The organism is Siphonobacter sp. (assembly GCF_048595215.1).
Classification (GTDB): Bacteria; Bacteroidota; Bacteroidia; order Cytophagales; family Spirosomataceae; genus Siphonobacter.
The window spans coordinates 1-3,792 of sequence record NZ_JBMDWJ010000327.1 but is presented as its reverse complement, the minus strand read 5'-3'; the positions used below and the strand labels follow the sequence as shown (position 1 = coordinate 3,792).

The window sequence follows — 3,792 nt, the reverse complement described above, 5'->3', positions numbered from 1 at the left end:
CCATTCCTTTTCCGGATCGTACCATCGGGCCATACAGTGCTTTCAGTTTCAGGCTACCAAAGTCAGTATCGTACTTAACCTTTACCAGATTCGTTACCATAATCTGATGGTTGAATGCGGTTTTCAACACCTCGATCATCTGTTGCAGATCATTCGTGCCGAAAACGATACTCCGGAAGAATGATAGATAGTTGGTCACGTACTCCGTCGAATGCGTTCCTTCAAGTCCGGCTTTGGCTAACCTTGCCAGATCCCAGAAGGAAAGCTTTTGCTCGTCTTCGAAAAACACGGATTGCGTAGTGATATTTAGCCCAAAATTATCGTCCAGTTGAAGAACACCTCTCGTACAAATAGGCGAAACCAGTTCTATTTTAACCTCACGCCATTCCGTACGCATCTTTCGGGAAGCCAGCAGTACGGCAGCACAAATGGCTCCGTGAACGGTGGTCTGTTCCTGCTTAGCTCGTTCAAGAATAGTCAGGGTCGTAGTCTCGGAAATGCGGCGTGAGGAAACGAGCGGTTTAACGATAGGGGTGTTCATGCCCAGTTCGAGTACTTCATCGACCGTCTGAACGGGCTGATCCTCTGGAAGCCCCAAGGTTTCATCATTGGATACTTGCGGGTCCATAGACTTAAGCTCCGTTCCGGTCACGGCCAGCAACAGATCCCGTACCAGATAATTTAAGGAAGTACCATCGGCAACCGTATGGTTAGCTACCAGAATTAAAACGGTACGCTGCGGCTTTTGAACCAAGACCACCCGTAACAGGGGGCCTTCTGCGGTGTTGAACCGTACGGAAAGTTCCTTTTCAACCTCCACTTCCCAGCGGTACTCTTCCCCAACCTCGATCATTCTCAGAGGAATGTTCAAATTTTCCACAGTCTCCAACGTGGGTCTTGACCGTTCGTCCATCCCAATCTTAACGGAAAGGTTGGGATGACGTTGCTGTACCAAGTGAAGAGCCTTTTGCCAGTTCTCCAGGGGTCTCGTTCCCGAAATATCGGCGGCCAGGGCAAAATCTTTGGAGTCGATCTGCTCGAGTAGCCAAAAGGTCTTTTCGAATGCACCCAAGGTGCGGTTCTGATGCTTTTTCATAATGAATATATGGAGTTACGCTAACGGGGGTGAATAGTGAAGTGCCGGTAAGTTCTGGCCTTAGTACTTGCTGCGTACAGTGGTTTACTGCGTCAACTCCGTTAGCGACTGCAAAATTGGGGGACCGCAAAACGGCAGAGAATGGACAAAAGTCGAACCGTCATGCACATTTCGCCATCGCTCTACTTTCTGTTCTGCGTGAATAGGATGGGTTTACTAAAGTTAAAAAGGAGCTGAACGGGGTCAGGGAAAAATGTACAAGGTGCTTGGCCTTTTATCCATTTTTCGAGGGGAATCTTCCTGCCACCTTTGTAAAGTCAAAATGAAGCACAAACATCTAATTACTAGCTACTTATCATTTACACACAAACCTTCTATTCACATGAGAACTTTTGCACTTGCCCTCGGATTAGTACTGACTTTTATCCATAGCCAATTCGTAGATGCCCAGACGCGTAAGCCAGCATCGGCAGGACGGGCCGAGTATATTGAAGTAGAAAAGAACGTTAAACTCCACGTCGTTGATCTGGGCGAAGGTCAGCCCATCGTACTCATCCACGGTTGGCCTTTAAATAATGCGATGTATGAATATCAGTACCAATACCTGGTTGAAAAAGGATTCAGAGTCATCGGTATTTCGCTTCGCGGTTTCGGTAAATCCGACCGACCCTACGGAACCTACAATTTCGACACCTTCTCCGACGATATTAAAGTAGTCCTAGAAAAACTCAAAATTGAAAATGCCGTACTTGGCGGCTTTTCGATGGGAACTGCAGTAACGATGCACTACGTCACTAAATACAACGGAGCCCACATCCGCAAGCTGGCCTTATTCGGTTCGTCGGGCCCATCCTGGAAGAAGCGGGCCGATTATCCCTACGGCATATCGGATGAGGACGCGGCTTCGCTCATCCAGCAGACAAAAACGAATCGGCAGCAACTTGTAGCTGGTTTCGGTAAAGGATTCGCTGGCCAGGAGGGAGGACTTTCTCCGGAAACTACGAAGTGGCTAGAAAGCATCAACCTGGATGCCTCACCGTATGCGACTACGCAGGCAATCACTGCCTTACGTGACCTCGACCTGCGTCCCCAGCTGGATAAAATCAAAATGCCCGTAGCCATCTTTCACGGCGTAAAGGACAAATTATGTGATTTTGCTCAGGCCGAACAATTGCACCAGCGAATCAAAGGCTCGTATCTGGTACGATTTGAAAAAAGCGGACACGGTTTGTTTTTAGAGGAAATGGATAAGTTTAACACCGAACTCGAAAAATTTGCCAGAAACTAAAGGTTTGCTACTACCCGTGATGCCGCTCATGGCGTCATGGGTAGTTATGATTGTAAATTGCGGCGAGTACTCGGCAATCATAAGTGCTGCAAAGAACAGGGGTCATTCCATTACACTACTCAGTTGGAAGCTCTTTATCGTGATGCATGCCAGCTTTGTAACGATTTATTACACCTCCAGCACCTACTATTTCCCTGCGTTTTCCAACAGCTGTTTAATTTTTGAAGCGGCATCCTGACTGGGACGACTGGCGTAGTTTTCTACAATACGGCCCTCGCTATCAATGAGTACGTAATGGGGATATACCTGAATTCCGTAGCTCTTCTCCAGTCTTTTCTCCCAAGACGCGTTGGCGTACAGATTTAGCGTGTTCAGTTTATGTTTGGCAATGCTGTTTCGCCACTGTTGCGGACTGGATTGGGTACAGATGCTAATAATTTCAACGGATTGACCAGCAAACGTCTCCACCAGTTGCTTTTCGTGCGGAAATTCATGAATACAGCCGCCACAACCCGTAAACCAAAAACACAAATACACTACCTTCCCCTTGAATTGGCTTAAGGAAACAAGTGAATCACGGGTATCGGTCAAGAAGAACGCGGGAGCTTTGGCATCCTTGGAAAGCGTTGCCAACTGAGCCCTGGCTCGTTGGTTCAGGTAAGTTCGAAGGTACTGGTATTCAGGCAGGAAGGAATGAATGGCTAATGCCTGCTGGACCTGTTTCGGTTCACTAAGCAAAATCAGGCCGGTGGACCAAAGTCTAAAGTAGTCGGCTTGTTTTCTTCCTAAAATCTGAATTACGTACTGATCAAAAGCGGCCTGGTACCCTTTGGAACGATACGAAAGACCCGTCTTTTGGCGAATGTAATACGGTACATACTGGCTTAAAAACTGCTGATAGTTCGGATGATACTGAGCGGAGTCATTCCGAATTGGAAGTCGCTCGAGAAAACGATAATAATGAGTTGGTAGCGTCTGCTGCTTTTTTTGGTAATCAAGTTGATAAAACGTCATGTACAGTCGCAGCTCCGCATCCTGATACCGGATACCATTTTTCTCATAAGCAATAAACCAGGCGGGTAAAGAATGCCTTTGTAGATACGCCTGCAGGAAATTAGTAGCCTGCTGAGTAATGGAATCCAGCTCAACACTGAATTGAGCCAGGTTCGGAGCCAAGGCTCCGGCATTTAGAGCCTGCTGAGATGGCGTAACAGGAAACGTTATACGCTTAGCCAGGTAATACTCCTGGAGCGGTTGAGAAGGCCCATGAAAGAGAAATCGTTTACTCAACGGTTGGTCAAAAGAAGTAACCTGAATATGAACGGTATCATTCGGCGTAAGCCAGAGTTGCAGGCGATTCTCCCCAATAAAAACGCGGGCGTCCTGAGCCAAACGAGTGGGTACTTGA

The 3,792-nt window shown here is 47.4% G+C and carries 3 protein-coding genes; 1 reads left to right on the top strand and 2 read right to left on the bottom strand.

Annotated features, from left to right (window positions below):
* On the bottom strand, positions 1-1,096 hold a 1,096-nt coding region (locus ACOJTG_RS20410), incomplete at its 3' end, for a condensation domain-containing protein (protein ID WP_420155507.1).
* A gap of 382 nt (positions 1,097-1,478) precedes the next feature.
* On the opposite strand from ACOJTG_RS20410, the gene ACOJTG_RS20405 reads away from it, so the two are divergent.
* Positions 1,479-2,384: an alpha/beta fold hydrolase gene (locus ACOJTG_RS20405; protein ID WP_420155506.1), complete on the top strand. Its 906-nt coding sequence runs from the start codon at positions 1,479-1,481 to the stop codon at positions 2,382-2,384.
* A gap of 186 nt (positions 2,385-2,570) precedes the next feature.
* On the opposite strand, the gene ACOJTG_RS20400 is transcribed toward ACOJTG_RS20405, so the two are convergent.
* Positions 2,571-3,792: TlpA family protein disulfide reductase (locus ACOJTG_RS20400; RefSeq protein ID WP_420155505.1), on the bottom strand; the 1,222-nt coding region annotated here is incomplete at its 5' end.

What these genes read in the sequence shown, in the direction of transcription:
- ACOJTG_RS20405 (WP_420155506.1), top strand. Translation starts at nt 1,479, where the DNA reads ATGAGAACTTTTGCACTTGCCCTCGGATTAGTACTGACTTTTATCCAT.